Source organism: Nonomuraea sp. B10E15 (genome assembly GCF_039871615.1).
GTDB lineage: Bacteria > Actinomycetota > Actinomycetes > Streptosporangiales > Streptosporangiaceae > Nonomuraea.
In genome coordinates this window covers 116,794-143,502 of sequence record NZ_JBDPMB010000004.1, presented here as the reverse complement: position 1 = coordinate 143,502, position 26,709 = coordinate 116,794, and the positions used below count along the sequence as shown (strand labels likewise).

The following is a 26,709-nucleotide window of genomic DNA, read 5'->3' as shown; positions in this document are numbered from 1 at the left end:
ATCACGTCCAGGTCCGTCATGTGGCGATGTCCGGGTACGGCAGGCTCATGTGGGACAGCCGCCGCGCGTACTCCTTCTGGAAGCCCAGCGGCGGGTGGTCGCGCTCGAACATCGCGATGAACAACGTCAGCGTGAGGAACGGGTGCGCCCCCAGCTCGAACAACTTCGGGTAGTCGTGAGCGGCCAGGGCCTCGCGTTCGACGTCGTCGAAGCGGAGCCACGTCGACGACTCGCCGGTGTGGCAGCCGAGGATGCGGTTGGCGTACTCGGCCTCCCACATCTCGACGGTGGCCCGCGGCTCCTCGCGGTAGCGCTCGACCAGCTCGGGGTCGCGGTCGACGGTGAAGAGGAACTTGTTCAGCAGGTATTTGCTCATGACCCGTCGCCTCCGTTCGGATACCACGTGAAGTACGCCTCCATGGTGTGGAACAGGTCGTACGTATCCACATAGTCGGCTTTCTTCCCCTCGCCGGCCACTCCCATCATCAGCATGAAGTCCATGAAGCCGTGGGTGGCGTTGCCGGGTTCCCACAGGCTGTCCAGGGTGACCTCCGACAGGCAGCCCTCGATGTCGCCGGTGGAGATCCACTCGACGGCCCTGCGGTCGAACTCGGGGTCGGGGCCGTGCGGCCCGAACTGGCGCGGCCCGCCGAGCTCGAGCGACAGGTGCCCGGTGCCGATGACCGCGACCCGCTGGTCGGAGGGCCACGACTCGACGAGTTCCCTGATGGTCCGGCCGAGCTGCACGAACCGTTTCGGCCGCGGCAGGGGAGGGGCGAAGATGTTGGTGTAGACGGGCACGATCGGCAGGTCGTTCTGCGGGCGCAGGGTGATGATCGGGCACGTGATCGAGTGGTCGATCCGCAACTCGTTGGAGAAGGCCAGGTCGAAGCCCGCGTCCAGGCCCTCGCGCAGGATGTACGCCGACAGGTCCTCCTGCCCGGTGAACACCATCCTGGGCAGCCCGAACTCGCGTTCCTCGTTGTAGAAGTTCGCGTCGTAGAAGGGCGCCTTGCCGACGAGGAACTGCGGCATGTTGTCCAGCCACAGCTGGTGGAAGTGGTCGGAGCCGACCATGACCAGCACGTCGGGCCTGGCTCTGGTCAGGGTCTGCCGGAACGCCTCCACCTTGCGCACCCACTCGTCTGCGAACGGCGGGCGGTCCTCGCCCGTGGAGGTGCTGGCGCGGTGGTAGAAGGGGTGGTGGGTGGATGCGATGACCGCGACGAGTTCAGCCATGCGTCTCTCCGTAGGGGTCGGGGGGCACGGACCGGTTGTTCAGGTCCACGGACAGGAAGATCTCGTTGGCCACGGGGTGGCGCAGCTCTTCGGCGAGCTGGCCGATCAGCCCGGCGGTCCTGGCGAGGAGGGCGAATCCGCGCAGCAGTTCCATCGGCAACCCCAGGTCGGCCAGGGCCGCGCCGCAGACGCCCGCGCCGTTGAGCGGCAGGGTCCTGCCCAGCACGCGGGGGTGCACCCGGCCGACCGCGGCGAACAGCGACAGGTGCGGCCCGAACAGCCCTTCCTCGGCCGCGATCTCGAACAGGCGCGGCGTGCGCGGGTCGCCGTCCTTGTGCACGTGGTGGCCGAGCCCGGGCACGCGCCGGCCGGATTCGCGCCAGGTCGTCACGGTGTCCAGCGCGAGCGCGTCCCAGCCGGCGTCGTCGGAGGGGAGGGGGTCACGCTCCTTCAGCACGCCGGCGAGGAAACGCCCGCAGTCCTCGGTGACGCCGAGGAACCGGGAGCCGCCGCCGAGCAGCCCGGCGGCCAGCGCGCCCTGCACGGAGTCGGGCGCCGACAGGTACGTCAACCGCGTCACGATCGCCGTCGGCGTGAACCCGTGGTCGGCCAGCGCGGCCAGCACCGCCTCGAACACGCGCACCTCCCCCCGGGACGGGCGGCGCTGCGTGGCCAGCCAGAAGGCCAGCTCGCCGAAGCCCACCTCGCCCATCACGTCGGCGGCCAGGTCGTGGCCGAGCAGGGTGATCGACGTGGGCGACGACGCCCCGAGCGCGGTGGGGTAGTCCCCGGGCGTCACGACGGCCGCCCCTCGGACAGCCACGTGCGCAGCTCGGCGCCGTGCTCGTCCAGCTCGGGCGGCGGCAGCGCGTAGCCGGCGGGTGTCTCGGAGAACCGGATCGGGTGCCGCGTCGTCGGCACCGCCCGCTCGCCCTCGCCCACCTCCACGACCGGGTCGAGCCCGAACCGCTCCGCCGCGGCGAACCCGCCGTCGATCGTGTTGATGGGCCCGCTCGGCACCCCGGCCTCCAGGAGCAGGTCGAACCACTCGTCGGCGGGGCGCCGGGCGAGCCGCTCGACCAGGATCGGCCGCAGCTCCTCGCGGTTGGCCGTGCGGCTCGCGTTGCGGGCGAAGCGGGGGTCGTCGGCCACCTCCGGGACGCCGAGCACCTCGCACAGCTTGCGGAACTGGCCGTCGTTGGCGGCGGCGACGATGAGGTCCTGGTCGGCCGTGGGCAGCGGTTCGTACGGGAACACGCTCGGATGCGCGTTGCCCATCCGGTAGGGGACCACGCCCCCGGCGACGTACGCAGAGCTCTGGTTGACCAGCCCGGTCAGCGCCGACGACATCAGGTTGACCTCGACGTGCTGGCCCCGCCCCGTGGCCTCGCGGTGGCGCAGCGCGGCCAGGATGCCGATGACGGCGTGGTTGCCGGCCATCACGTCGAACACGCTGATCCCGGCCCGGTAGGGCGGCCCGCCGGGGTCGCCGGTGAGGCTCATCAGCCCCGACATGGCCTGCACCATAAGGTCGTAGCCGGGCACCCGCGCCCCGGCCCCGGAGCCGAAGCCGCTGATGGACGCGTACACGATGCCGGGGTTGGCGGCCAGCACGGCGTCGTAGCCGAGGCCGTACTTGTCCAGCCCGCCGGGCCGGAAGTTCTCCACCAGCACGTCGGCCCGGCGGGCCAGCTCCCTGGCGGCGTCGGCGTCGGCTTCGTCGCGCAGGTCGAGGGCGATCGAGCGTTTGCCGCGGTTGACCCCGAGATAGTAGGTGGACGCCTCGCCCCTGGCGGGCGGCGTCCACGTCCGGGTGTCGTCGCCGCCCGGCCCTTCCACCTTGACGACGTCGGCTCCCATGTCCGCCAGCAACATCGTGGCGTAGGGTCCGGCCAGGACCCTGGAGAAGTCGGCGACCAGCACGCCGGACAGCGGCCCCCGCGGCTCGGTGTCAGTCATCGAGTCCCATCCTCGCGTCCGTTGAACGGACATATGTCCGCCCAGTCGATCCCAGCATCTGAAGGCCAGGGCGTCAAGCGTCTTGACAGCCGGACGCGCGCTCATCACAGTAGCGGTGACCGTATAGCGGACAGCTGTTCGCCAACGAGGAGCGTGCCATGAACGACTTCGACTCCGGGCGCCCCGTGGTGCTGCGCGGCGGCACGGTGCTGCCCATGGACGGGCGCCGGGTGCTGCCCCGCACGGACGTCCTCGTCACCGGGGACAGGATCGCCGCCGTCGGCCAGGACCTGCAGGCCCCGCAGGACGCCATCGAGATCGACGCCTCCGACGGCATCGTCATGCCCGGCATGATCGACACCCACCGCCACATGTGGCAGAGCGCGATGCGCGGCTACGGCGCCGACTGGACGCTCACCCAGTACTTCGTCTGGTTCTACCTGGAACACGGCAAGCTCTTCAGGCCCGAGGACGTGCACGCGGGCAACACGCTGGCCGCGATCGAGGCCCTGGACGCCGGCGTCACCACCGTCGTCGACTGGTCGCACGGCCTGCAGACCGTCGACCACGCCGACGCCGCCGCCGACGCGCTGCAGTCCGTGCCGGGCCGGTACGTGCTCGCGTACGGCAACATCCAGGCGCCGCCCGCCGAATGGACGGCCACGCCCGAGTTCCGCGACTTCGTCGCCCGGCGCGTCACCGGCGACGACCTGCTCGGCTTCCAGCTCGCCTTCGACGTGCTCGGCGACCCGTCGTTCCCGGAGAAGCCCGCCTTCGAGGTCGCCCGCGAGCTCGGCCTGCCCGTCACCACGCACGCCGGCGTGTGGGGCGCCACCAGCGACGACGGCATCAAGCTCATGCACGAGCACGGCTTCATGACCCCCGAGACCGTGTACGTGCACGCCGCCTCGCTGTCGGCCGACTCCTACCACCGCATCGCGGCCACCGGCGGCTCCATCTCGGTCTCCACCGAGAGCGAGCAGAGCGCCGGGCAGGGCTACCCGCCCACGTGGGCCGTCCGCGCCCACGGCATCCCGGTGTCGCTGTCCATGGACACGAGCGTCTGGTGGAGCGGCGACCTGTTCTCCGCCATGCGCACCACCCTCGGCGCGGACCGCTCCCGCGAGCACCTGGAGGCGCACGCCAGGGGCGAGACCGTCACGCACTGCGGCCTGCGCGCCGACGAGGTCGTCACCTGGGCCACCCGGGGCGGCGCCCGCGCGCTCGGCCGCGACGACCTCGGCGCCGTCGAGCCCGGCAAGAAGGCCGACCTGGTGCTCATCAAGAACGACGCGTCGCCCGTGTCGTTCCCGCTGCTCAACCCGTTCGGCCACGTGGCGTTCCAGGCGCAGCGCGGCGACGTGCACACCGTCCTGGTCGACGGCCGCGTGGTCAAGCACGAGCACCGCCTCGTCGGTGTCGACCTGGCCGCGGCCCGCCGCCAGGTCGAGCGGACGGTCGAGCACCTCCGCTCCGAGATGGGCGACGAGGCGTGGGAGAAGGGCATGAACCCGGACATCCCCGCGACGAAGATCCTCGACAACCCGTACACGTACACCGACTACCGCAGCGACTCCACGCACCGCCTGTGACCGGCCGCTGTGCGGACGGCCGACCGTGCCGCCCGTGCCGACCGTCTAAAGTCGGAGCAGGCGGACCCGAACGAGAGGGCATCGATGGCACGCGGTGACACGGGACCTGACTTCATCGAGGCGCTGGCCCGCGGCCTCGATGTCATCAGGGCCTTCCAGCCCGGGCGCCCGGTCATGTCCCTGACAGAGGTGGCGACCGCCGCCGGCCTGGCCAGGCCGACGGCCCGCCGCATCCTGCTCACCCTCCAGGAGCTCGGCTACGCCCGGCAGGAGGCGGGCGGATTCGCCCTCACGCCGCGCGTGCTCGAGCTGGGCGTCACCTACATCCGCTCCACAGGGCTCTGGGAGGTGGCCAGGCCGCACCTGGAGCGGCTGGTCAGGCAGACGCACGAGTCCTCCTCGATCGCCCAGCTCGACGGCTCCGACATCGTCTACGTCGCCAGGGTCGCCGTGCCGAAGATCGTCGCCCTGTCGGTGCAGATCGGCACCCGCTTCCCGGCGCTGCAGACGTCCCTGGGCAAGGTGCTGCTGGCCGCGCTCCCCCCCGCCGAGGTGGAGCGGGTCCTGGCCGAGCCGAGCCGCTCCGGCATCGAGCCGCGCTGGCGGCCGGACGCCGGCGAGCGCGAGGCGGTGCTGCGCGAGGTGCGGGCCAAGGGGTGGGCGATGACGGACGAGCAGCTCGCCCTCGGGATCCGGTCGGTCGCCGCGCCGCTCAGGGACGGGCTCGGCAACGTCGTCGCGGCCGTCAACGTCAACGCCCACGCCGCCGAGACCTCCCTCCACCAGCTGACCGAGGAGCACCTGCCGCTGCTGCTGAAGACGGCCGGCGCGATCAGCGCCGACTGGGCCCTCTACCAGGAGGTGCCGCACGTCACGGCCTCCTGAGCCTGGTCGCGCGCGGCCTGGGTCTTGCCGGGCGGGGCAAGTCGTCCTTCAATGAGCCCCATACGGCGATCCTGGAGGGGCCGATGCGCGGTTTACGGGCGTCCGCAGTCGTTCTGATAATGGTGCTCACGACGTTCGCAGCCGCGGAGCCGGCCGCTCCGGTCATCGCCGGGCCGGCCGATCCCGAGCCGGCCTCGCTGGTCACCCTCTCCGTTCCCGGCCAGGCCGCGTTCGACCGCCTGGTCGCCTCCGGCGCCGACCTCACGGAACGGGTCCGCCCGCAACCTGACGGCAGCATCCAGGTCGACGCCGTCGTCACACCCGGCCAGCTCGACGGCCTGAAGTCGCTGGGCGCGACCCTCGCACCCGGCGCGCCGGCCCAGGCGCGGCCGAGGGCCACCGCGCCCAAGGACCAGATCGTCATCGAGCGGGCCGTCTGGTTCAGGTCGCGCGACGGCTACTTCCTGTCCGTCGAGGCGTCCAGCAACGCCGGGCAGGCGGCCACGCTCACCGTCACGTGGAAGGGCGCGCGCGGATCCGACGGGCAGGCGCCCATGGTCGCGTACGTCGACGCGGGCGCGTACCTCGGCCACCAGCTCAGCACGCCCGTTCCCGCGGACGGCAGGCCGCGGTGGGTCACCGTCACCTCGGCCGCGGGCGGCACGGCGGAGGCGCGGGTCAAGGAATGGCCGGACGGCGAGCGGCCGGACCGCGAGGGCCGCGGATACCAGCGCGACTTCGTCACCCGGTACATGACGCCGGCGCAGCTCGACGAGCGCGTCAAGAGCCTGCACCGGCGCTACCCCGGGCTCACCGAGATCATCACGCTGCCGTACCGGACCAACGGCTACCGGCGCCACGCCCAGGCCCTGATCGGCACCCCGCCCGCCGCGGCCGTCGTGATCACCTCCGCCGCCTACGGCTCCGAAGGCGGCAACGACCTGGCGGTCGAGCTGGCCGGCCCCGGCGCGCCCGACCGGCCGTTGCGGGTGAACGTGGACGGCAAGCTCATCACCGTCAGCCTGGCGACCGACGGCTCGGGCACGCCGGTCAGCACCGCCGCCCAGGTCGCCGCCGCGATCAACGCCACGGAAGGCGCCGGCGTCACCGCCACGACCTACCGCGACGACGCCGGGGGCGGCGTCATGGCGCCCGCGCCGCCCGCCCAGCTCAGCGATTTCCTCCAGGCCCCCGCCGGCGTCTCCCGCGAGCCCGCGCGCGTGCTGGCCCTGCGCATCGGCACGCACCGCGACGGCTCGCGCACCGGCGTGCTCGCCTACGCCCAGGAGCACGCCAGGGAGTGGGTGACGCCGCTGGTCACCATCGAGGCGGCCGAGCGGCTGCTGCGCAACCACGCCCGTGACAGGGCGACTCGCCGGCTGCTGGAGCGCACCGACATCTTCATCGTGCCGACCGTCAACCCCGACGGCGCCAACTACAGCTTCTACGACTTCAACGCCCAGCGTAAGAACATGACCAACCACTGCCCCGCCGCGCAGTCCGACCCGGCGGCGCGCAACACCTGGGGCGTGGACGTCAACCGCAACTACGCCGTCGGATCGCTGCACGACGGCTACTTCGGCGCCTCGGCCAACTGCCAGAGCGGCACGTACGCGGGCCCGGCCGAACACTCCGAGCCGGAGAGCCGCAACGTCATGTGGCTGGCGCAGACGTACCCCAACATCCGGTTCGCCCTGAACGTGCACAGCTACGGCGGCTACTTCATGTGGCCTCCCGGCGCCTACAAGCTCGACGGCCGCGTCACCCTGCCCAGGCCGTCGGAGCAGGACCTGGCGTACTTCCTGCGCTCGGCCCGCACGATCGAGGAGGCCATCGCCGCCGAGCGCGGCACGGTCACCTGGCCGCAGCAGACGGGCCCCGTGACGGACGTGCTGTACTCGGCGGCCGGCAACTCCGCCGACGAGCTCTGGTACGACCACGGCGTCTACGGCTGGGACTTCGAGGTCGGAGCCGACCTGTGGAACCCCGCGACACGCAGGTGGGAGGGCGTGGGCTTCCAGCCGCCGTTCAGCGAGGGGCACGCCGAGGCGATGGAGTTCGCCTCCGGCCTCATCGCCCTGATCGGCGTGGCCGCCGACCACCGGGAACGCTGAGCCCCCAACGGGCCCCGGCCCGTGGCCCGCGGGTGCGCCGCCGGGAAACGCGTACGGCCCCGCCCCCGCGACGGGGCCGTACGCGCGCCGGTTTTTTGCGTGGCGCCGGTCTCTACGGCGCCGGTCTCTACGGCGCCGGTCTCTACGGTGCCGGGGCGTAGCCGGCCGGGCGGGTGGTGAAGGTGCCGCGGCCCTGGGTACGGCTGCGCAGCCGGGTCGCGTAGCCGAACACCTCGGCCAGCGGCACGATCGCGGTGATCACGACCGTGCCCGACCGCGTCGCGGAGCCGGAGATCCGGCCGCGCCGGGCCGCGAGGTCGCCCAGCACCCCGCCGGCCGCGTCGTCCGGCACCGTGACCGTCACCTCGGCCACCGGCTCAAGCAGCGCCATCGTGCCCGCCCGCAACGCCTCGCGCAGCGCCAGCCGGCCGGCCGTGCGGAAGGCGAGCTCCGAGGAGTCCTTCGTGTGGGTGGCGCCGTCGGTCAGCGTCACCCGCACGCCCGTCACCGGGTGCCCGGCCAGCGGCCCGCCGGCCAGGGCGTCGCGGCAGCCGGCCTCGACCGCGCGCACGTACTCGCGCGGCACCCGCCCGCCGGTGACGGTCGAGGAGAAGGCGAAGTCGCCGTCGGCCAGCGGCTCCACGTCGATCATGACGTGGGCGTACTGGCCGGCGCCGCCGTCCTGCTTGACGTGCCGGTACAGCAGGCCCGACACGCCGCGGACGAGGGTCTCCCTGAACGCCACCTGAGGCCGGCCGACGCCGACGGCCAGCCCGTGGTCGCGGCGGATCTTCTCCACCGCCACCTCCAGATGCAGCTCGCCCATCCCCGACAGCAGCGTCTGCCCGGTCTCGGCGTCGGTGCGGACCGCCAGCGACGGGTCCTCCTCGGCCAGGCGCGCCAGCGCCGCGGCCAGCCGGTCGGCGTCGGTGCTCCTGCGCGCCTCGACCGCCACCGACACCACGGGGTCGGCCGCCCCCGGAGGCTCCAGCACGAGGGGCGAGCCCGGCGCGCACAGCGTCGTCCCGGGCCGGGCCGCCTTCGGCCCGACGACGGCGACGATGTCCCCGGCCACCGCCCGGTCCACCTCGGTGTGGCGGTCGGCCTGCACGCGCAGGATGCGGCTGATCCGCTCGGTACGGCCCGCGCCGGCGTCCAGCACCGTGTCCCCCTTCCGCATCGTGCCCGAGTACACCCGTACGTAGGTCAGCCGCCCGGTGGCGGTCGAGTTCACCTTGAAGGCCAGCGCGGCCAGCGGCGCGGCCGGGTCCGCCGGGCGTTCCGCGCCGTCCTCGCCGCGCACCGCCGGCACCTCCGGCGGCGAGGGCAGGTACGCCACCACCGCGTCGAGCAGCGGCTCGACCCCGCGGTCCCGGTACGCCGAGCCGCACAGCACCACCACGCCCGCACCGGTGCGGGTCAGGTCGCGCAGCGCCGCGGCCAGCGTGCCCGCGGAGATCGACGGGCCCGCGCAGAACTCCTCCAGCGCGTCCGCGTTCAGCTCGGCCACCGCCTCCTCCAGCACGCGGCGCCGCCGCAGCGCCTCCTCGCGCAGTTCCCGCGGCACCTCACCCTCCTCGCAGGCGCCGCCGGTCCACACCAGCGACCGCATCCGCACCAGGTCGACCACGCCGGCGAAGCCGTCCTCGCGCCCGATCGGCAGCTGCACGACCAGCGGCGCGGGATGCAGCCGGCGGCGGATCGACTCGACCGCGGCGTCCAGGTCGGCGCCGGCCCGGTCGAGCTTGTTGACGAACGCGATCCGCGGCACGCCGTACCGGTCGGCCAGCCGCCACACGGACTCGCTCTGCGGTTCGACGCCCGCGACGCCGTCGAACACCGCGATCGCGCCGTCGAGCACCCGCAGCGAGCGCTCGACCTCGTCGGAGAAGTCGACGTGGCCGGGGGTGTCGATGAGGTTGATCCGGTGCCCGTCCCAGGCGCAGCTCACCGCGGCGGCGAAGATCGTGATGCCGCGGTCGCGCTCCTGTGAGTCGAAGTCGGTGACGGTCGTGCCGTCGTGCACCTCACCCCGCTTGTACGTCGCGCCGGCGAGGAAGAGCATCCGTTCGGTGACGGTGGTCTTGCCGGCGTCGACGTGGGCGAGGATGCCGAGATTGCGGACGGTCGTCAGGGAGGTGGAGAGATGGGCGCGCACAGCCGATGACCCTTTCCGGGTGTCGTCGAACAGGACAGCGCGATTCCCCGGACGAAGGACGGCCGGAACTCGAGGCTGTGCGAGGACCCCGGCGCGGGATCAGGCCCGCGGAGGGTCGGGAAGGTCGCTTCGTCAGGGCGTCCGATGGCGGCCGCGCAGCCGGCATCGGGGCGACGAAGACACCAGGATCACCTCGTGCCGCGAGGGAGGGACGATGGCAGCGGTGCTGTGGCGCACGGCCGGCTCCTCTCCCTCATCGATGCGGTACGGCGTTCGGTGGGGAGTGTAGTCACACGGGGATGACGGAGGGAACCGATTTTTCCGGCACGTCCGCCAGAACTTCCGCCGCGCGGACGGACGCGGCGACCCTGACGATCGCTCCGGCCATCCGGGCCGGCGCGGGCGCCGGCCCGGATGGCCGGGTTCCGCACGCGAGCGGGCCGCCGCGGCCGCACCTGACGGGAGAAGGCGTTTGAGGCGGGCGTGACGATGGTAGAGGCCACCTAGCAGGGCAAATGGAGATCGCCCCGCTATCGGTAGCCTTCCGGGGGGAAGGCGTGATAGGCGGTCTCCGCGGTTGTGAGACCGCCGGATCGGGGGAAAACCCAATGCGTAAGACGCTCACCGGGCTGGGCCTGGCGTTCTTCTTGACGCTAGTCCCGGCCGCCGCAGCGACGGCCGACACACCGGTCGAGCCCGTCGCGCAGAGCCAGGTCACACCCGCGCCACAGCAACAGACGGACGGAGGCGGTAACGCCGGCCTGTGGGGCCTGCTCGGCCTGCTGGGCCTGCTGGGCCTGGCCGGCATGCGTAAGCAGCGCCACGTCGGCACCTCGGAACACGTCTCCGACCGCGGGATGCGCCCATAGGCCGTCCCCGCCCGGCGACGCAGCCGGGATGAGATCGCAGCGGCACGGCCGCCGCACCGCGGCCGTGCCGACGCGGCTCCTTCAGAGCAGGGCGCCCGCACGGCGCAGGCGCCGCTCGTGGAGGGCGAGCAGCGGCGGCAGGCCGAGTTGCGCGGCGATGTAGACCGCCACGGCCAGCGCCTCCCAGAAGCCCGCCGAGCCGACCGCGCCGCCGGCGAACTGGGCCAGTCCCCAGCCGCCCAGCGAGATCATGAGCGGTAGCACCACCGTGACGAGCATCCAGGCCATGACGGCGATCCCGGCGACGTACGGCACCACGAACCAGCGGGCGATCTGCCGGTCCCGCTCCCCGGCCCCGGCCAGCTCCGCGCTCTCGGCCTCGGTGAGCCGGAACAGCCGGCTCTTCGCGGTGAGCCACGTCGTCCGGTAGAGGTTGTGGCAGCGCAACGCGTTCGCGAGCAGCGCGTACGAGTCGCTGCGCAGCGGCAGGGCGGCCCACTGCCAGACGATGCCGAAGATCAGGAAGAGCGCCACGGCGGCGAGGAAGCCGTCCACGCCGGCGGGCGGGCCGAGGAGCCGCAGCGCGAGCGTCACGGCCAGGACCACGGTGTCGACGGCCATCCCCGCCAGATAGACGCCGTAGCGGCGGTTGCGCGCAACCGTGACGATCTGGGTGAGGTCGGTCTCGAAGACGACGTACACACCGCGGTAGCTGACGCGGAAGATCGCCGGCACGCCGACCGCGCGCCCAGCGAGCCAGTGCCAGGCCTCGTGCACGGCGCCGAACGCCACACCCATCAGCAGCCACGTGAACGCCGACAGCCCCGGGCTGGGCAGGAACACGGCGTCCTCCCACGAGGGCCGGAGACCGGGCCGGAACACCAGCACGCCGGCCGCGAACAGCGCGGCCGCCACGTAGAACGACCAGGCGGCGCGGCCGAACAACCGGGCCGCGGCCTGAGGGCTGACCCCTTCGATCCACCTGATGTGCCCGCGGACCGGCGCCGTCTCAGCGGGCGGGTCGAGCAGCCCGGCGGCGGTGAGCCCTTCGACGAAGTCCGTGCCGTCCACCGGCTCGCCCGCGACCTCGCCGGCCCGCACGGTGGCCTCGGCCAGCGAGCCCGTCTCCTGCAGCGTGGTCACGAACACGGCGCCAGGCTCGGGCACCGCGACGAAGACGCCCAGCTCGGGGCGGCCGAGAATCCAGGCCTCTCCGTCGAAGGAGACCGTCAGCCGCGCGGCTCGCTCGCGCAGCCCCGCATCAACGGACGTGGTCATTCTCTCTCCAGGATCAGGTACGGCATGGGCAGGGCCGCACCCCGGTGTGGCCGGGATGCGGCCCTGCGCCCCGGTATCAGGAGTCCGGGTGGATGAGCTGCGTCAGACGGGTGTTCTCGACCCGCTTGATCTCGATCTTCACAAGGATCACCTCCCTCCGCATGCCGGGCAGGCTGGGTTGCGAGGCCACTCGTCCTGACTCGTCGCACACCCGTGCGCGAAGTCGATGCTGAGCGGCCGGCCGGCGTACGCCGGTGGCTCGAAACCGGTCAGGTAACGCAGCACCTCGAAGGCGCCGAATGCCCCCAGCAGGCCGGCGACCGGGCCGATCCCGCGGTTGGGCTGGGGTTTGCTGACGAAGAGGCGGGTCGCGGCGATGGCGCCCGCGATCGCCGGGTCCTCGGGGTCGTCGAAGTCGGCCGGGTTCGACGGGTCCGCGGGCACGCACGCGCGGCACGCGCTCACGCCGGGCTGGACCGACCAGACGGTCCCCGTGGTGACCGAGATGCCGCCGCGGACGAACGGCACGCCGTTGCGCACGCACGCCTCGTTCACCCAGAGGTCGATCCGGTTCGGCCGGTCGATGCCCGAGGCCACCACGTCGGGCCGGGTACGGGCGACGAGCTCGTGAAGCTGCTCGGGACCCTCGACGTCGGCGTCGATCGCCTCGACCTCGACACCCGGGTCGAAGGCCCTGACCCACTCCGCGGCCCGCTCCACCTTGCGGGCGCCGATGTCGTCCCATCGGTAGAGGTACTGGCGGGCGAAGTTGCGCGGATCCACCGTGTCACGGTCGAGCAGCGTCAGCCTGCCCACGCCGAGCCCGGCCAGGTGCGGGATCGTGTTGGAGTTGAGCCCGCCGGTGCCGAGCACCAGGACGTGCGACTCGCGCAGGCGCCGCTGCAGGTCCTCGCGGCTGCGGCCGAGCGTGCTGAACGACTCGAAGAAGGCCAGGTTGCTGAAGTAGCGCTCCGCGGCCGCGGGTTCCAGGCGGCCGAGCCGGTCGCCGTCCTCCAGCAGGCTCACGTCGTCGAACGCCGCGACGGCCCCCTCCACGTCCGCCACGTCCAGTGACAGCTCGTCCGCGAGCTCGGCGACGGTCCTGCCGCCCTCGCCGAGCAGCCCGAGAAGCTTCTCCACCGTGCCGTCGGGATCGGACAGGACCAGCTGGTCGCGGGGGTCGTACACCAGCCGCAGCTCATCCCCGACCCGCTCCCACGCGATGTCCTTGAGTTGTGGCCTCATCGGTGCATCAGCCAATCTCTGAGATGATGTGGCAGGACTGTGGCATCCGGCCGCATGGATCCCGCATGGATCGTGCCTGGAGGACAATTGATCTTCGGGAGAGCCACGGCCGGCGCCGGCCGTGTGCCGGAGGTCCGCTTCCTCCTCCTCGGCCCGCTGGAGGCCGCGGTCGGCGGCCGGGCCGTCCATCTGACCGGCAGGCAGCGCGCGCTGCTCGCGGCGCTGCTGCTCGACGCCGGTCATGTGGTGTCCGTCGAACGGCTGGCCGACCGCCTCTGGGGCGACGAGATCCCGCCCTCCGCCCCGGCCAGGGTGCGCGCCCTGATCGCCGAGCTGCGCAGGGCGATCGGCGACCAGGGCCAGGACGTGATCGTCACCAGGAACCCCGGATACCTGGTCCGCGCCGCCGCGACGGACACCGCCGAGCTGGCCTCCCTGGTGGCGCAGGGGCACCGGGCGGCAGAGGACGGCCGGCATGCGGAGGCGGCCGCCCGGTACGACGAGGCGCTGGCACTGTGGCGCGGCGACCCGTACCAGGATCTGGCCGGCCCCGTCGCCCACGCCGAGCGGCACCGGCTGGAGGAGCTCAAGCACGAGGCGGCCGAGGGCCGCGCCGCGGCCCTCGTGGAGACGGGCAGGGGACAGGCGGCCATCGCCGGCCTGACGCGGCTGCTGGCCGAGGTGCCGCTGCGGGAGCGGCCGCACGGCCTGCTCATGCGGGCGCTCGCCGGCGGCGGGCGCTTACCCGACGCGCTGGAGGTCTACCGCGACTTCCGCGCCCGGCTCGTCCGCGAGCTCGGCGTGGAGCCCGGCGGCGAGCTGCAGCGCCTCCACCAGCGCCTGCTGGCTGGCGAGCCCGGCACAGAGCCGCCCGCCGGACCACCCGCGGGGTCGCCCGCCGGGCCGTCCGGGAGGCCGTCCGCGGGGCCGCCCGGAGAGCCGCCAGGAAAGGCGCCCGCGGCGCCCGTGCCGCGCCAGCTGCCGCCCCTGCTCGGAGGCTTCGTCGGCCGGGAGGAGGAGCTGCGGCGCATGGACGCCGGCCCGGTGACGCTGGTCGTGGGACCGGCCGGCGTCGGGAAGACCGCGCTCGCCGTCCACTGGGCGCACCGGGCGGCCGCCGCGTTTCCCGACGGGCAGCTGTTCGTCGACATGCGCGGCTTCGACCAGCGCGAGCCGATGACGCTCCCGGAGGCGCTGCGCCTGCTGGTGCAGGGGCTCGGCCAGGACGCCAAGGACATCCCCGTCGAGCTCGACGCCCAGATCGCCCTGTACCGCTCGCTCCTCGCGGGCCGGCGCGTCCTGGTGGTCCTTGACGACGTCGCCGCACCCGAGCACGTCCGTGCGCTGCTGCCCGGCGACCCCGGCTGCCGTGCCGTCATCACCAGCAGGAACCGCCTCGGCGGCCTCGTCGCGCTGGACGGCGTCGAACGCCTCACGCTCGACGTGCTGGACCAGCGGGAGGCCCTGCGGCTGATCGCGCACGGCATCGGCGAGGACCGCCTGCGCCGCGAGCGGGAGGCCGCGGCGGAGCTCGTGGCGCTCTGCGGCCGGCTGCCACTCGCGCTCTCCATCGCCATGTCCTGGATCGGCGACCAGGAGCACCGGATGATCGGCCACTACGTTCGCGAGCTGGCGGACCGGGGACGGCTGGCGCGCCTGCGCGTCGACGGCGACGAGAGCGTCGCCGTGCAGGCGGCCCTCGACCTGTCGCACCAGGCGCTGCCGGCTCCCGCGCGGCGCATGTTCCGGCTCCTCGGCGTGGCCCGGGGCGCCGCCATCTCCGCCGACGCGGCCGCCGCCCTGGCCGGCACGGGCCGGGAGCACGCGGAGGACCTCCTGGGCGCGGCGGTGCGCGTCCACCTGCTCAAGGAGACAGGCCCGCGCCGCTTCGCCGCCCACGACCTGGTGGTCGAGTACGCGGTGCGGCTCAGCCTGGCGGAAGATCCGCCGCGGGAGCGGCACGCCGCGGCCCACCGGCTCCTCGACTACTACCTGCGCACCGTCGTTCGCGCCACCTCGGCGGCGGGTTTCGAGGCCCCGCGGCTGCCCGGCGGCCCGGCCGGGGCCGGTGTCACGCCGACGGAGTTCGGCGGCCCGGCGGAGGCCGTCGGCTGGTTCGACGACGAATGGGACAACCTCGCCGCCGCCGTGTCGCACGCGGCCGAGCACGGTCCGCGCCCCTACGCCTGGTTCCTGGTCGAGGCCATGACGGGCCTGCTGCAACACCGGCGCACGCACGCGGAGTGGCTGCGCCTGGCGGGCATCGCGCTGGACGCCGCCGAGCGGGAGGAGGACCCCATCGGGCAGGCCGCGATGCGCAACTCCCTCGGGCTCGTCCGGTGGCTCATGGCCGACCTCGAAGGCGCGATGCGGGAGTACGAGCGCGCGCTGGCCCTGGCACGCAGGGCCGGCTGGGCGCACGGCGAGGCCACGGCGCTGCAGGGCGGCGGCGTGGCGAGCAAACAGCTGGGAAAGCCGCAGCGAGCCCTTCCGCGCTACCGGCGGGCCATGGCCATCCACCGTGCGCTCGGCAACGAACGCGGCGAGCTGCGCGCGCAGAACAACCTCGCCTCCGCCTACCTGATGCTCGCCCGGCTCGACCGCGCCGAGGAATGCCTGGTGGCCAACCTTCCCCTGGCCGAGGGGACAGGCGACCGGCTGCTCCAGGCGCTCACCCTCGTCAACCTCGCCCTCGTCCGCCAGAAACAGGCCCGGTTCGGCGAGGCGCTCGCATGTCTGGACGAGGCCCTGTCCGTGGCCCGCTCCGCGGGACTGCGGTACGCCGTGGCGGTCACGTACGAGACCTACGGCTGGGTGCACCGCGACGCCGGCCGCCACGAGCAGGCCGTGGACGCGTTCGCCCAGGGGCTGGCCGTCGCCAGGGAGGTCGAGAACAGGCGCTGCCAGATCGCCTCGCTGAGCGGCATGGCCGAGGCCGAGCTGGAGCTCGGCAGGATGGACTCCGCGCTCGCCCGCCTCGAGGCCGCGCTGCGGCTGGCCGAGCGGACGGGCACGGACCTGGACCAGGTGCTGCTGGGCCTGGCGGAGGCCCACCACCGCGGCGGCCGGCACGCCGACGCGCGTGACGAGGCCGAACGCGCGCTGAAGCTGGCGCAGGACGCCAACCCGCTGAACCTGCCCCGGCTGTACGGGCTGCTCGCCGCCGTGCACCTGGCGGACGGCGACGCGGCACAGTCGGTACGCGCGTGCGAGCAGGCGCTGAGGCTCGCCCACCGGTCGGGCCAGCGGCTGGAGCACGCCCGCGCCCTGCTCACGCTCGGCCACGCCCGGGAAGCGCACGCCCCCGAGCAGGCCCGCCGCCACTGGCGCCGCGCTCACGAGCTGTTCACGGCCATCGGAGCACCCGAGCGCCTGAAGACAGCGGCGCTGCTCGACCGACGGTGACCGTCGGCGGGCGTTTCCCCGTACGCGCCCACGTGAGCGGGTCCAGCCCGCGCCTCAGCCGGTGGCGGGGAGTGCGGCGTGGTCAGGCGGGGACGACGTGGCCGACGCGGAAGAAGCCGTCGGGGTCGTACGCGCGCTTGACCTCGCCCAGCCGCCGGCGGTCCGCCGTCGTGTACGCGGCCGCCGTCCGCGACGGGTCGGCCAGGAAGTTCAGGAACGTCCCGCCGTTCGCGTACGGTCGCAGCGCCTCGGCCAGCCCGGGGACCCGCGTGTCCACGATGGCCGAGAGCCTCGTCGTGCGGTGGCTCACCGGCCCGGCGTCCGGCCCGGGCCGGCTCATCGCCCCGCCCCAGTGCCGGATCTCCACCGTCGGCGCCTGCTCCGCCGCCCGCACCAGCGTGTCGATCACCTGGTCGGGGACGGTGTCGAACATGTCCATGTGCCGGTTCGGGGTGCCGCCCATCGCGGTGGCCGCGTACGTGGTCGTCCGGGTGTCGTCCAGCAGCGCCGGGCCCGCCGCCCGGTACAGCGGCGCCAGCAGCCGCCGTGCCTCCTCCGCCGTCCCGGCGTGCACGACCTTCAGCATCACGACGTGCCGCCCGCGCACCGGGGCGGGCACCTCCTCGCCGTCCGGCATGTGCCTGAACACGAGTGCTGTGCTGAGCTCGTCGGGAGCGCCGTCCATCCAGTCGCGGTACGCGCCGAGCGTCTCGCCCGCCGCCTCGATCGGGAAGTAGGTGAAACCGGCGTACACCCGCTCGACCGGGTGGAGCCGGAACTCCAGCGAGGTGACGACGCCGAACCCGCCGCCGCCCCCGCGCAGCGCCCAGAACAGCCCGGGGTGGCTGCCCGCGCTCGCCGTCACGTGCCTGCCGTCCGCCAGGAGGACCTCGGCCCGCACCACGCTGTCGGCCGCGAACCCGTGCCTGCGCGCCAGCCAGCCGAGCCCGCCGCCGAGCGTGTAGCCGGTGACGCCGACGGAGGGCGACGACCCGGACAGCGGCGCGAGCCCGAACGGCGCGGCGGCGGCGACCATCTCGCCCCAGCGGGCGCCGGGACCGACCCGCGCGATCCGGCGGGCCGGGTCGACCAGCACCGAGTGCATCGGCGACGTCCTGACCAGGATGCCGCCGTCGCACGGGACGTGCGTGCCGTGACCCGTCGCCTGCACCGCGAACGGCAGCCCGTGCCCGCGCGCCGCCAGCAGCGCCGCCCGCACGTCGGCGGCGCTCCGCGCCTCGGCCACGAGCGCCGGCCCGGGGTCCACCGCGGGGTTCAGCGAGCGGCGCGCCGCGTCGTAACCGGCCTCGCCCGGCAGGTGCGCCGCCCCGGAGAAGCCGGGAAGCGTGATCTCGTCCTGGATGGTGTGCGGCTGGCTCATCTTCCGGCCCTTCTCTCCCGCGATCCGCGATCACTGTGCTGGAGGGCGCTCACGACTTCTTCCCGTTCGTCTTGCCGTCGCCCTACTGCCAAGGGTCGTGCGGGCGTCCCCCGCGGGCATCGGACGGCCGTCGCCACGTCCGCTACACCACCGGTCGTACGGCGCGTGCTTCCCGCTACGCCCGTTCCGGCGGCCCGCGATTATCGGTTAGGTAAGGCTAATCTAATATGGCGTCCATCAGGGCGTAGATCGCTGCGAAGAGGAGCACCCATGGCCACTGTCCCGCGCCGCATCCTGGCCGCCATCGGCGCCGCCGCGCTGCTCGGCGCCGGCGCCTGCGGCGGCACGGCCCCGCCGCCCGCCGCCGCGCCGCCGGCGTCCGGCCAGGGGGCATGGACCTGGACCGACGACCGCGGCAAGCGGGTCTCCCTCCCGGAGCGCCCCCAGCGCGTCGTCGCCCAGTCGGGCGCGGCGGCGGCGCTGTGGGACTTCGGCGTGCGGCCCGTCGCGGTCTTCGGCCCGCACCGGCTGAAGGACGGCGGCCGCGACCCCGAGGTGGGCGAGGTCGACATCTCCAAGGTCGAGTCGATCGGGAACGTGTGGGGCGAGTTCAACGTCGAGAAGTACGCCTCGCTCCAGCCCGATCTGCTGGTGGCCGGCATGTACCAGAAGAACACCCTCTGGTACGTCCCCGAGGAGTCGGTCAAGGTGGTCGACCAGATCGCCCCCACGGTCGGCGTGCAGCTCAGCGGCAAGCCCCTGGTGGAGATCATCGAGACGTACGGCCGGCTGGCCGCCGCGCTCGGCGCGGACCCCGATGCCGCGCCCGTGGCCGATGCCAGGAGACGTTTCGACGCGGCCGGTGACGCCCTCAAGAAGCTCGCCGCCGACAGGCCGGACCTGAAGGTGATGATCGTCACAGGCACCCCGGACAACCTGTACGTCGCCTACCTGCCCGACCACCCCGACATCAAGTACTGGGGCGAGCTGGGCCTGAACGTCGTCTCACCGGACCGGCCCACGAAGAGCGAGGGCGGCTTCTGGGAGGTGCTGAGCTGGGAGAACGCCGACAAGTACGACGCCGACGTGATCCTGGTGGACGCCCGCGCCCAGTCGATGAAGATCGACGAGATGGCCGCGAAGCCCACCTGGGCCAAGCTGCCCGCGGTCAAGGCCGGCCAGCTCTATCCGTGGCACGCGGCCGAACGCTACAGCTACCTCGGGTACGCCAAGGTCATGGAGGAGCTCAAGGCCAACCTCGACAAGTCGCGCGACGACGTCGTCACGTGACGGGCACGATCTCGGCCCGGGTGAGCGCCCCGTGCTCGATGGTGAGCAGGCCGAGCGTGCCGTGCGGCTGGCGGCGGCGGTCGGTGGGGGAGCCGGGGTTGAAGATGCGCAGGCCGCCGTCCGACTCGTCGAGCGGGATGTGCGAGTGGCCGAACACGACCAGGCCCGCCCGCGGGAAACGGCGCCGCATGCGGGCCAGGCGGCCCTTGGCCGGGCCGCTGTCGTGGATCATGGCGATCCGCAGCCCGTCCAGGGTCAGCTCCAGCGTCTCCGGCGCGTCGAGGTCGGGGCCGTCGTTGTTGCCCTTGACCACGTGCACGGGGGCGTAGGCGGCCAGTTCCTCGATCACCGAGAGGACGCAGACGTCGCCCGCGTGCAGGATCAGGTCCGCGCCGCGCACGTGCTCGGCGACGCGGGGCGGGCAGGAGCGCCAGCGCCTGGGGGCGTGCGTGTCGGACAGCGCGACGACTCTCATGCCCGCCTTCCTGCCCCGGTCGCGGTGGTCGTCACGTCCCGTCCGCGTACAGCTCGTCCAGCCACGCCCGCCAGCGCCCGCCCTCGCGCTCATCCTCGCGCTCATCCTCGAAGAGCAGGTGTGCGGCGATCATGGGGCCGTGGAAGCCCTGGAGGAAGCGGTAGATCGCGTGATCGGCTCGGATGCCGAGGGTCTGGGAGTTGCGGAAGTACACCACTCCTTCGACCTGCCCGGGGCCGAACCGCACGCGGTCGCCGGGGGAGGGAGGGCCGCCGAGGGCGGCGTACAGGAGCTCCCAGGCGCGCGGCCAGTCGCCGACGGGCGGCCCGAACTCCGTGACGGGCGTCCCCGCCCGTCCCGCGAAGTGGCCGAGATATTCGACCAGCGTCGCGAAGTACATCTCCATGCCCCTGGACATGGCGTCGAACTCGTCCTCCCAGTCGTCGCCGGGCAGGAACCCGCTGGTCACCAGGCGGACGAGCGCGCTGCCCCGGTCGCGCCCCTCGATGAGGAACTCGTAGGCGACGAAGCGCCCGTCCTCGCCGGTGGCGCTGCTGTGGGCGAAGCGCCTGCCGGGCTCGGCGGCCGTCACCGTGGACTCCGGCATCGCGAAGCCGCCGAAGGCCGTGCGGACCGCCCCGCCGGCGACCTCGTTGCGGCCCATGAACCACGAATCGATGCCCGGCCCCGTCGAGATGGCCTCCCAGACCTCCTCCGGGGTCGCCTCGACCAGGGCCTCATGGGGGAGCTCGAACGCGTGCCCCACGTCAACGCTCTTTCGGGTGCACGGAAGGGTGCACGGAAGGGTGCACGGCCACGATCAGCCGGTGATCACGCCCGCCTTCAGCAGACTCATCATGATATTTGCTGACCAGCGAGGTCACGCACTGCGTCAGCTCCTCCGCGAACGCCGCCCGGTCGGCCGCCGACGCGAAACGCACCTGGCCGTCGATGGCGAACGTCGCCAGCCGCTTCCGCGCCCTGGCCGCCCCGTTGACCAGAGCGCCCACATCGCGTACGAGCCGCGCCGCCAGCGCCAGCAGCCACCGCGCCGATAGCCGGTCCGGTGACCGGCCGGGGTCGGGCTGCACGGAGGCCAGCGCGGCCGGCGAGATGACGAACGACGCGGCGGTGGCCCGCATCACGCGCTCGGTGACGTTGCCCTTCCTCCGCTCCTCGACGAGCTCCACCAGGCCGTGTTTCTCCAGCGTCCGCAGATGGTAGTTGACCTTCTGCCTGGCCAGGCCCACCCTGGCGGCCAGCGACGTGGCAGAGCCGGGCTCGACCAGCTCGGCCAGCAGTTTCGAGCGCATGGGGTCGAGGGACGCCTCGGCCGCCGCGGGGTCTTCGATCACCGCCACTTCGTCCATGCGTGAACGATGTCACCGACAAAAAAATCTGTCAAACGGTCCGGGGCGGCCCGCTAGGATCGGCCCGTGCGACAACCGGATCTCCACCCCATCGCCGCCCGGCTGGCCGGCGTGCCCGGGGTCGTCGCCGTCGTCCTCGGCGGCAGCCGCGCGCGCGGCACCCACCGTCCCGACTCCGACATCGACCTCGGCCTCTACTACCGCGGCCCGCTCGCCGTGGACGACCTGCGGGCGCTCGCCACGGAGCTGACCGGCGCGCCCGCCGAGCTGACCGAGCCGGGCGGCTGGGGCCCGTGGGTGGACGGCGGCGGCTGGCTCACCATGGACGGGTGGCGGGTCGACTGGATCTACCGTGACCTTGACCGCGTGCACAGCGTCTGGCGAGACTGCCGCGCGGGCCGCTACGAGATCGGCTTCCAGATCGGCCACCCCCTGGGCTTCTACTCCCACGCGTACGCGGGCGAGGTGGCCCTGTGCCGGGTCCTCGCCGACGCGGGCGGCGAGCTCACCGCCCTGCGCGACGAGGTCGCCGCCGCCTACCCGCCGGCGCTGCGCGACGCCCTGGTCGGAGGGCTGTGGGAGGGCGACTTCGCCCTGTCGGCCGCCCGGTACGGCGCGGCGGGCCGCGACCCGGCGTACACCGCGGCGGCCCTGTTCCGGGCGCTCGGCGTCGCCTGCCACGCGCTGCACGCCCACGACGGCGCCTGGCTCGTCAACGAGAAGGCCATGATCGCCTCGGCGGACCGGCTGCCGTCCGCGCCCGGCGGGTTCGGAGAGCGGGCCCAGGCCTTGCTCGCCTCGGTGGGGCACACGCCGGAGGAGATCGGGCGCACCATCGACGCGGCGGCGCGGCTGGTCGCGGACGTACGGGCCGCCTGCGGCGCGTGACCCACGCCATGGCCCTCCGCCGATCGAGCCAGGTAACGTCGCTGGCTCACGATCAAGGGAGAACACACGTGGTCCGCAAAGCCGTGATTCCGGTAGCCGGTCTGGGCAGTCGCCTGCTGCCGCTGACCAGAGCGCTCCCCAAGGAGATGCTGCCGATCGGCGACAAACCGGTCATCGAACACACCATCCGGGAGCTCGTTGACTCGGGCATCGACGAGATCATCATCGTCACGTCGGGCCGCAAGAGCCTCATCCAGCAGCACTTCGCCCCCGATGCCGATCTCGAGCTGCAACTCCGTGCCGCCGGCAAACACGATCTGGCCGACGCAATCCGCGAGGTGTCATCCCTGGCCCACATCACGTACCTGTACCAGAACGGCCCTTATGGCAACGGCACTCCCATTCTGAATGCCGCCAGGATCATCGGCGACGAGCCGTTCATGGTGTTGTGGGCCGACGACGTCTTCGTGGCGGAGGTGCCGCGGGCACAGCAGCTCAAGGCCGCCTACGAGGCGACGCGCGCCCCGGTCCTGGCCCTGATGCCGATGGGGCTCGAAGACGCCCCTCGCTACGGCGTCCCTGTCGTCAAGGAAGACCTCGGGGGCGGGCGGCTCCTGATCTCCGGGCTGGTGGAGAAGCCGACCCCGGATCGGGCTCCCTCGCGTTACGCCGCGATCGGCGGCTATGTCATCACACCCGGGGTTATCGACGAGCTGGAAGCCCGGACGCGCGCGTGGCACCAGCACCCCGAGGGCGAGATCTACCTCACCGACGCCCTGCACGATCACGCGCTGACGCGCCCGGTGTACGGGCAGGTCATCGACGGCACCTGGTGGGACACGGGATCGCCGCTCAACTACCTCAGGGCGCAGTTCGCCGTGGCCCTCGCACACCCGGTCCACGGCCCCGAACTCCGGCAGCTCGCGCAGGACGGCGGCGCGCCGTAGCACCATAATGGGGCGGTTATTGCGGTCTCATGCCCTCACACCCAGCGCCCTGATCGCCGAGGTGGAACCGTTGTCCCACGGGCAGCGGTGCCGCCGTCCGGCCGCGCTCGCCCGGGACGGACGGCCCGAGCTGCGGGTCGTGCTGGACGAGCTGCGGGCCCGGCGCGACCCGTAGGAACGGCTCGTCGGGGTGCGGCTGGCCGTGATGGCGCGCGAGGTCGCGTACGTCACGCGCGCGATGACCGGCCCCGATCACGGGCGCGGCGGCCGGCCGGGCGCTGAACGGCGGGCAGGCGGGGAACTTTGCCCGTGTTGCTCGTGGACGGCGTCGTGGGCGGGGTCTGGCCCCAGCGGCGTTCGGGGCGGAGAATCGATGTCACGGTGGAGCCGCTGGGCGACCTGTCGCGGGCGCACCTGCGCGAGCTGGACGAGCAGGTGGAACGGGTGGGTGCGGTGATGGAGGGCCGGCCGAGCCTGACCGTCGGCACGGTCACGGCGGGCCCGCACGCGTGACGGTGGCGTCCTCCTGACTCGCCCGCGGTGCGGCGCACGGGCGTGTCGGTGACGCGGCGGTGAATACTTATTTTCCTACCAAATGTGTGGGAAGATGGGGTGGTGAGCATGGACAGGACCCGCCCGTCGAGCGCGCGCGCCGACTCCCCGGTGACCGCCGCCATCCGCGCGGGGCGGTGGATCAGGTCCGCCGCCGCCGACGACGAGCACGGCAGGCGCTGGCTGGCCAATCCCGACCTGCGCGGCGGGTCGGCGGTCACCCCCGAGCCCTGGTCGCTCTACTCGGGCGGCGCCGGCATCGTGCTGTTCTTCCTCGAACTGGCCGCCGCCACGGGCCACGAGGCCTACCTCGACGACGCCAGGGCCGGCGCACGGTGGCTCGCCGCCACCTGGCGCGAGCGCGACGACGTCTCGCTCTACCACGGGCTCACCGGCACGATGGTGGCGCTCATGGAGGCGGGCTGGGCGCTCGGCGAGGACCGCTTCGAGGCGGAGGCCAGGGCGATCGCCGAGCACGTCGTCCACCTCGGAAGGTCCTCGGGCGACGGCGTCGCCTGGTCGCGCGACCCTGCCCAGCGCGGCGACGGCGGAGTCGTGCTCGGCCTCCTGTCCGCGGCCGCCCGCTTCGGCCTGCCGGCCTGCGAGGAGGCGGCGGTGGAGGCCGGCCTGCGCATCGCCCGGTTGCCGGTGCCGGGGCACCTCTTCGGAGACGGTCCCGGCCTGCCGTCCGATGCCGTCACACCCGGCTTCCTGGCCGGTACGGCGGGCACCGCGTTCCTGCTGGCCCGCCTGTACGGCGTGACGGGCGACGACCGGTTCCTGGCGGCGGCGCGCAGCGGTGCCGGCTTCGTCCGCGAGATCAGCGTGGTGACCGGTGCGTGCGCGGTCGTCCCCCACCACGTGCCGCAGGCGCGCGGGCTGCACTACCTGGGCTTCTGCTCCGGCTCGGCGGGCGTGGCCCGGATGTTCTACGAGCTGCACCGGGTGGCGGGCGACCCGGGCGACCTCGACTGGGTGGAACGGCTCGCGCGCGGCATCGTGCAGAGCGGCGTGCCGCGCCGCAGCACCGAGGGCTACTGGAACGTGGCCTGCCAGTGTTGCGGCGCGGCCGGCCTGATCGAGTTGTTCACCGGTTTATGGGCGGCGACGGGCAACCCCTCCCACCTGGAGTACGCCAGGACGCTCGCCGCCGACCTGATCGGCCGGGCCAGCGACCACGACGGGCGGGGCTACCGCTGGTACCAGGCCTACCGGCGGCTGCGGCCGGAGGAGGTGACGGCCGACACCGGATACATGGTGGGCGCGGCCGGCATCGGCGCGGCGCTGCTCCACCTCGACGCCGCCGGGCAGCCGAACAGGGCACGCCGGGTGATCCTGCTGCCCGACAACCCGTTCCCCGCCATACCCGTGCCGCCGGCGGCGCTGCGCGGGGCGTGACGGGCCGCCCGGTTGAGCTTCGGCACGCCCTGCCGCGTGTACGGGCTCGTACCGGCGCTCATGAGCCGCTCGCGGCGTCCGGTCAGGCCGGTGGCAAACACGCGCCGATGTCCGGCCCAGAATCACCCTGGTCAATGCCAAATCCGGATCGATGGGCGGTATGACGGTTTCCGATCGGGCAGGCGTGGGTCTCCCGAAGCGCTTTCAGCCGTTCGACGGGAGGCGGATCTGGGATGGCTCCAACCGCAACAGGCATCGCCGATCAGAACCGGGCGGGCGCCGCCCCGCCCGCGCCGGGGCGCGGACGGGTCGCGGCGGCCGCACTCTGGGGAGCCGTGCTGGCGCCGTTCGCGGCGCTGGCGGCCGCCGTGCCGCTGGCCTGGGGGAGAGGGCTGTGCTGGGTGGACGTGGTGGTCGCGGTCGGCGCCTACGCGATCGCCGGGCTCGGCGTCACTTCGTCGGCGGCTTGTACGGCTCGCCGCAGAAGTAGCGGTTGAGCGCGTCGACGCCCGCCAGCAACATCGGCGCGACCTTCGGATCGCTGCGGTGCACGTTGACCGAGAGCGTCATCCGGCGCCTGCCCGCCGCGTCGGCGAAGGCGAACGTCTGGTAGCCCGGGATGGCCCCGGTCGCGCCCCACGTCTCGCCGCAGGTGAGCCCCGCCGACTCGAGCCCGAGCCCGTACCGCGGGAACACCGGCGCCTGCGGTGTGCCGACCCCGGTACGCATCTGGGCGAGAAGGTCGCGCGTGACCAGCCGGCCACCGAACAGTGCCTGGTAGAAGCGGTTCACATCGCGGGCGTCCGACACCACCCCGTACGCCGCCCACGCGAACGACGGGTTCAGCCGCGTGATGGGCTTGAGCGAGCCCGGCACCTCGGGGTCGGCGTCCCTGGGCAGGTAGTAGCCGGTGGCGTGCGGGCCGCGGATGTCCGGCCGGGTCAGCGGCAGGTACGTGCGCGTCATGCCCGCCGGGCGGAAGATCCGCCGCTTCAGCTCGGCGCCCAGGTCGTGGCCCGTGACCTTCTCCACCAGCAGCCCGAGCAGGATGTAGCCGGTGTTGGAGTAGGAGAAGCGGCCCCGCTCCGGTCGCGGCAGCCGCTCGGCCTCGGCGACGAGCTGCCGCGGGGTGTAGGTCTTGTGCAAGCGGGCGGGGTCGGCGAACCCGGGCGCCTGCGCGTAGTCGGCCAGGCCGCCCGTGTGGTTGAGCAGGTGCCGTACGGTGATCCGGTCGCCTCCCTCGACCAGGCCGGGCAGCCGGGTGGCGATCTTCTCCTCCAGGCTCACCCTGCCCTCCCGCACCAGCTGCAGGACCACCGCGGCCACCATGCTCTTGGTCAGGCTGGCGATCCGGAACCGCGCCTCGCGCGGCACCGGCGCGCGGGTCTCCAGGTCGGCGACGCCGCTGGTGGCGATCCAGGTGCCGCGATCGTCGTCGATCCTGGCCAGGACGCCGGGAGCGCCGGCGGCCACCATCGCGTCGAGCGCCTGGCGCACGCCGGCATGCTCCTGCGCCTGCGCGCTCGCCGGCAGGGGGGACAGCAGTCCCGCGGCGATGAGGACGGTGGCCGCCACGCGGCGGCCGGTCAGGAGGGACATGTAGAGGTTCCTTCGATGGGACGGCGGTGAACGATCTCCATCCTCGAAGGGCCCGCGGCCGTCCT

General features: G+C 73.3%; 23 protein-coding genes. 11 read left to right on the top strand and 12 right to left on the bottom strand.

Annotated elements, in window-relative coordinates; all coding sequences use genetic code 11:
• Positions 1–16 precede the first annotated feature (16 nt).
• Genes ABGB14_RS16240 through ABGB14_RS16225 form a run of 4 tightly spaced genes read right to left on the bottom strand, consistent with a single transcriptional unit; the run spans position 17 to position 3,198 of the window.
• On the bottom strand, positions 17–376 hold the full coding sequence (locus ABGB14_RS16240; protein WP_132331584.1) for a hypothetical protein: 360 nt from the start codon (positions 374–376) through the stop codon (positions 17–19).
• Positions 373–1,239 (bottom strand): extradiol ring-cleavage dioxygenase, encoded by an 867-nt coding sequence (locus tag ABGB14_RS16235; RefSeq protein ID WP_347644481.1) that lies wholly within the window; start codon positions 1,237–1,239, stop codon positions 373–375. Before ABGB14_RS16235 ends, ABGB14_RS16240 begins: the two co-directional genes overlap by 4 nt.
• Positions 1,232–2,038, bottom strand: a complete 807-nt coding sequence (locus tag ABGB14_RS16230) for a citryl-CoA lyase (RefSeq protein ID WP_347644480.1) — start codon at positions 2,036–2,038, stop codon at positions 1,232–1,234. Before ABGB14_RS16230 ends, ABGB14_RS16235 begins: the two co-directional genes overlap by 8 nt.
• Positions 2,035–3,198 carry a CoA transferase gene (locus tag ABGB14_RS16225; RefSeq protein ID WP_347644479.1) on the bottom strand — a complete coding sequence of 388 codons (1,164 nt, stop codon included), beginning with the start codon at positions 3,196–3,198 and terminating at the stop codon, positions 2,035–2,037. The genes ABGB14_RS16230 and ABGB14_RS16225 overlap by 4 nt, the downstream gene beginning before the upstream one ends.
• A 158-nt stretch (positions 3,199–3,356) precedes the next feature.
• Here ABGB14_RS16225 and ABGB14_RS16220 point away from each other — a divergent pair, with 158 nt between their 5' ends.
• The 3 genes from ABGB14_RS16220 to ABGB14_RS16210 all read left to right on the top strand — a co-directional run bounded on the left by ABGB14_RS16220 (position 3,357) and on the right by ABGB14_RS16210 (position 7,789).
• The gene (locus ABGB14_RS16220; protein WP_347644478.1) at positions 3,357–4,790 is read left to right on the top strand and encodes an amidohydrolase family protein; all 1,434 of its coding nucleotides are present in this window, start codon (positions 3,357–3,359) and stop codon (positions 4,788–4,790) included.
• A gap of 84 nt (positions 4,791–4,874) precedes the next feature.
• On the top strand, positions 4,875–5,675 hold the full coding sequence (locus tag ABGB14_RS16215; protein ID WP_347644477.1) for an IclR family transcriptional regulator C-terminal domain-containing protein: 801 nt from the start codon (positions 4,875–4,877) through the stop codon (positions 5,673–5,675).
• 119 nt (positions 5,676–5,794) lie between these two features.
• Positions 5,795–7,789: a M14 family zinc carboxypeptidase gene (locus ABGB14_RS16210; RefSeq protein WP_347644476.1), complete on the top strand. Its 1,995-nt coding sequence runs from the start codon at positions 5,795–5,797 to the stop codon at positions 7,787–7,789.
• A 142-nt stretch (positions 7,790–7,931) separates the two neighbouring features.
• Here the strand turns inward: ABGB14_RS16210 and fusA are convergent, their stop codons facing one another.
• On the bottom strand, positions 7,932–9,947 hold the full coding sequence (fusA, locus tag ABGB14_RS16205) for an elongation factor G (RefSeq protein ID WP_347644475.1): 2,016 nt from the start codon (positions 9,945–9,947) through the stop codon (positions 7,932–7,934).
• 608 nt (positions 9,948–10,555) lie between these two features.
• Between fusA and ABGB14_RS16200 the strand changes: the two genes are divergently transcribed.
• Complete coding sequence (locus tag ABGB14_RS16200) at positions 10,556–10,816, top strand: WGxxGxxG family protein (RefSeq protein ID WP_132636554.1); 261 nt, start codon at positions 10,556–10,558, stop codon at positions 10,814–10,816.
• Positions 10,817–10,897: 81 nt separating this feature from the next.
• Here ABGB14_RS16200 and ABGB14_RS16195 read toward each other — a convergent pair whose 3' ends face one another.
• Together ABGB14_RS16195 and ABGB14_RS16190 are read right to left on the bottom strand one after the other, a co-directional pair.
• Complete coding sequence (locus tag ABGB14_RS16195) at positions 10,898–12,094, bottom strand: hypothetical protein (RefSeq protein WP_347644474.1); 1,197 nt, start codon at positions 12,092–12,094, stop codon at positions 10,898–10,900.
• 147 nt (positions 12,095–12,241) lie between these two features.
• Positions 12,242–13,339, bottom strand: coding sequence for a ThiF family adenylyltransferase (locus ABGB14_RS16190; RefSeq protein ID WP_347644473.1), 1,098 nt, complete (start codon positions 13,337–13,339; stop codon positions 12,242–12,244).
• 87 nt (positions 13,340–13,426) lie between these two features.
• Here ABGB14_RS16190 and ABGB14_RS16185 point away from each other — a divergent pair, with 87 nt between their 5' ends.
• Positions 13,427–16,744, top strand: coding sequence for a BTAD domain-containing putative transcriptional regulator (locus ABGB14_RS16185; protein ID WP_347644472.1), 3,318 nt, complete (start codon positions 13,427–13,429; stop codon positions 16,742–16,744).
• Positions 16,745–16,826: 82 nt separating this feature from the next.
• On the opposite strand, the gene ABGB14_RS16180 is transcribed toward ABGB14_RS16185, so the two are convergent.
• The gene (locus ABGB14_RS16180) at positions 16,827–18,125 is read right to left on the bottom strand and encodes an FAD-binding protein (protein ID WP_347644471.1); all 1,299 of its coding nucleotides are present in this window, start codon (positions 18,123–18,125) and stop codon (positions 16,827–16,829) included.
• A 270-nt stretch (positions 18,126–18,395) separates the two neighbouring features.
• Here ABGB14_RS16180 and ABGB14_RS16175 point away from each other — a divergent pair, with 270 nt between their 5' ends.
• Entirely contained in the window at positions 18,396–19,415 is a 1,020-nt protein-coding gene (locus ABGB14_RS16175; RefSeq protein WP_347644470.1) for an ABC transporter substrate-binding protein, read from the top strand.
• Here the strand turns inward: ABGB14_RS16175 and ABGB14_RS16170 are convergent.
• From ABGB14_RS16170 to ABGB14_RS16160, 3 genes are read right to left on the bottom strand one after another with little or no spacing between them, the layout of a single operon-like run.
• A complete protein-coding gene (locus ABGB14_RS16170) occupies positions 19,408–19,890 on the bottom strand; it encodes a metallophosphoesterase family protein (RefSeq protein ID WP_347644469.1) in 483 nt (160 codons plus the stop codon). The two genes, ABGB14_RS16175 and ABGB14_RS16170, sit on opposite strands and share 8 nt — an antisense overlap.
• A gap of 31 nt (positions 19,891–19,921) precedes the next feature.
• The gene (locus ABGB14_RS16165) at positions 19,922–20,656 is read right to left on the bottom strand and encodes an SRPBCC domain-containing protein (protein WP_347644468.1); all 735 of its coding nucleotides are present in this window, start codon (positions 20,654–20,656) and stop codon (positions 19,922–19,924) included.
• Between the two features lies 1 nt (position 20,657).
• On the bottom strand, positions 20,658–21,260 hold the full coding sequence (locus ABGB14_RS16160; protein WP_347644467.1) for a helix-turn-helix domain-containing protein: 603 nt from the start codon (positions 21,258–21,260) through the stop codon (positions 20,658–20,660).
• A gap of 66 nt (positions 21,261–21,326) precedes the next feature.
• Between ABGB14_RS16160 and ABGB14_RS16155 the strand changes: the two genes are divergently transcribed.
• The 5 genes from ABGB14_RS16155 to ABGB14_RS16135 all read left to right on the top strand — a co-directional run bounded on the left by ABGB14_RS16155 (position 21,327) and on the right by ABGB14_RS16135 (position 25,542).
• The gene (locus ABGB14_RS16155; protein WP_347644466.1) at positions 21,327–22,148 is read left to right on the top strand and encodes a nucleotidyltransferase domain-containing protein; all 822 of its coding nucleotides are present in this window, start codon (positions 21,327–21,329) and stop codon (positions 22,146–22,148) included.
• A 68-nt stretch (positions 22,149–22,216) separates the two neighbouring features.
• On the top strand, positions 22,217–23,095 hold the full coding sequence (locus tag ABGB14_RS16150; RefSeq protein WP_347644465.1) for a UTP--glucose-1-phosphate uridylyltransferase: 879 nt from the start codon (positions 22,217–22,219) through the stop codon (positions 23,093–23,095).
• A 309-nt stretch (positions 23,096–23,404) separates the two neighbouring features.
• A complete protein-coding gene (locus tag ABGB14_RS16145) occupies positions 23,405–23,608 on the top strand; it encodes a hypothetical protein (RefSeq protein ID WP_347644464.1) in 204 nt (67 codons plus the stop codon).
• A 108-nt stretch (positions 23,609–23,716) separates the two neighbouring features.
• On the top strand, positions 23,717–25,045 hold the full coding sequence (locus ABGB14_RS16140) for a lanthionine synthetase LanC family protein (RefSeq protein WP_347644463.1): 1,329 nt from the start codon (positions 23,717–23,719) through the stop codon (positions 25,043–25,045).
• Positions 25,046–25,278: 233 nt separating this feature from the next.
• A complete protein-coding gene (locus ABGB14_RS16135) occupies positions 25,279–25,542 on the top strand; it encodes a hypothetical protein (RefSeq protein ID WP_347644462.1) in 264 nt (87 codons plus the stop codon).
• On the opposite strand, the gene ABGB14_RS16130 is transcribed toward ABGB14_RS16135, so the two are convergent.
• A complete protein-coding gene (locus ABGB14_RS16130; protein ID WP_347644461.1) occupies positions 25,496–26,644 on the bottom strand; it encodes a serine hydrolase domain-containing protein in 1,149 nt (382 codons plus the stop codon). The two genes, ABGB14_RS16135 and ABGB14_RS16130, sit on opposite strands and share 47 nt — an antisense overlap.
• Positions 26,645–26,709: the final 65 nt, after the last annotated feature.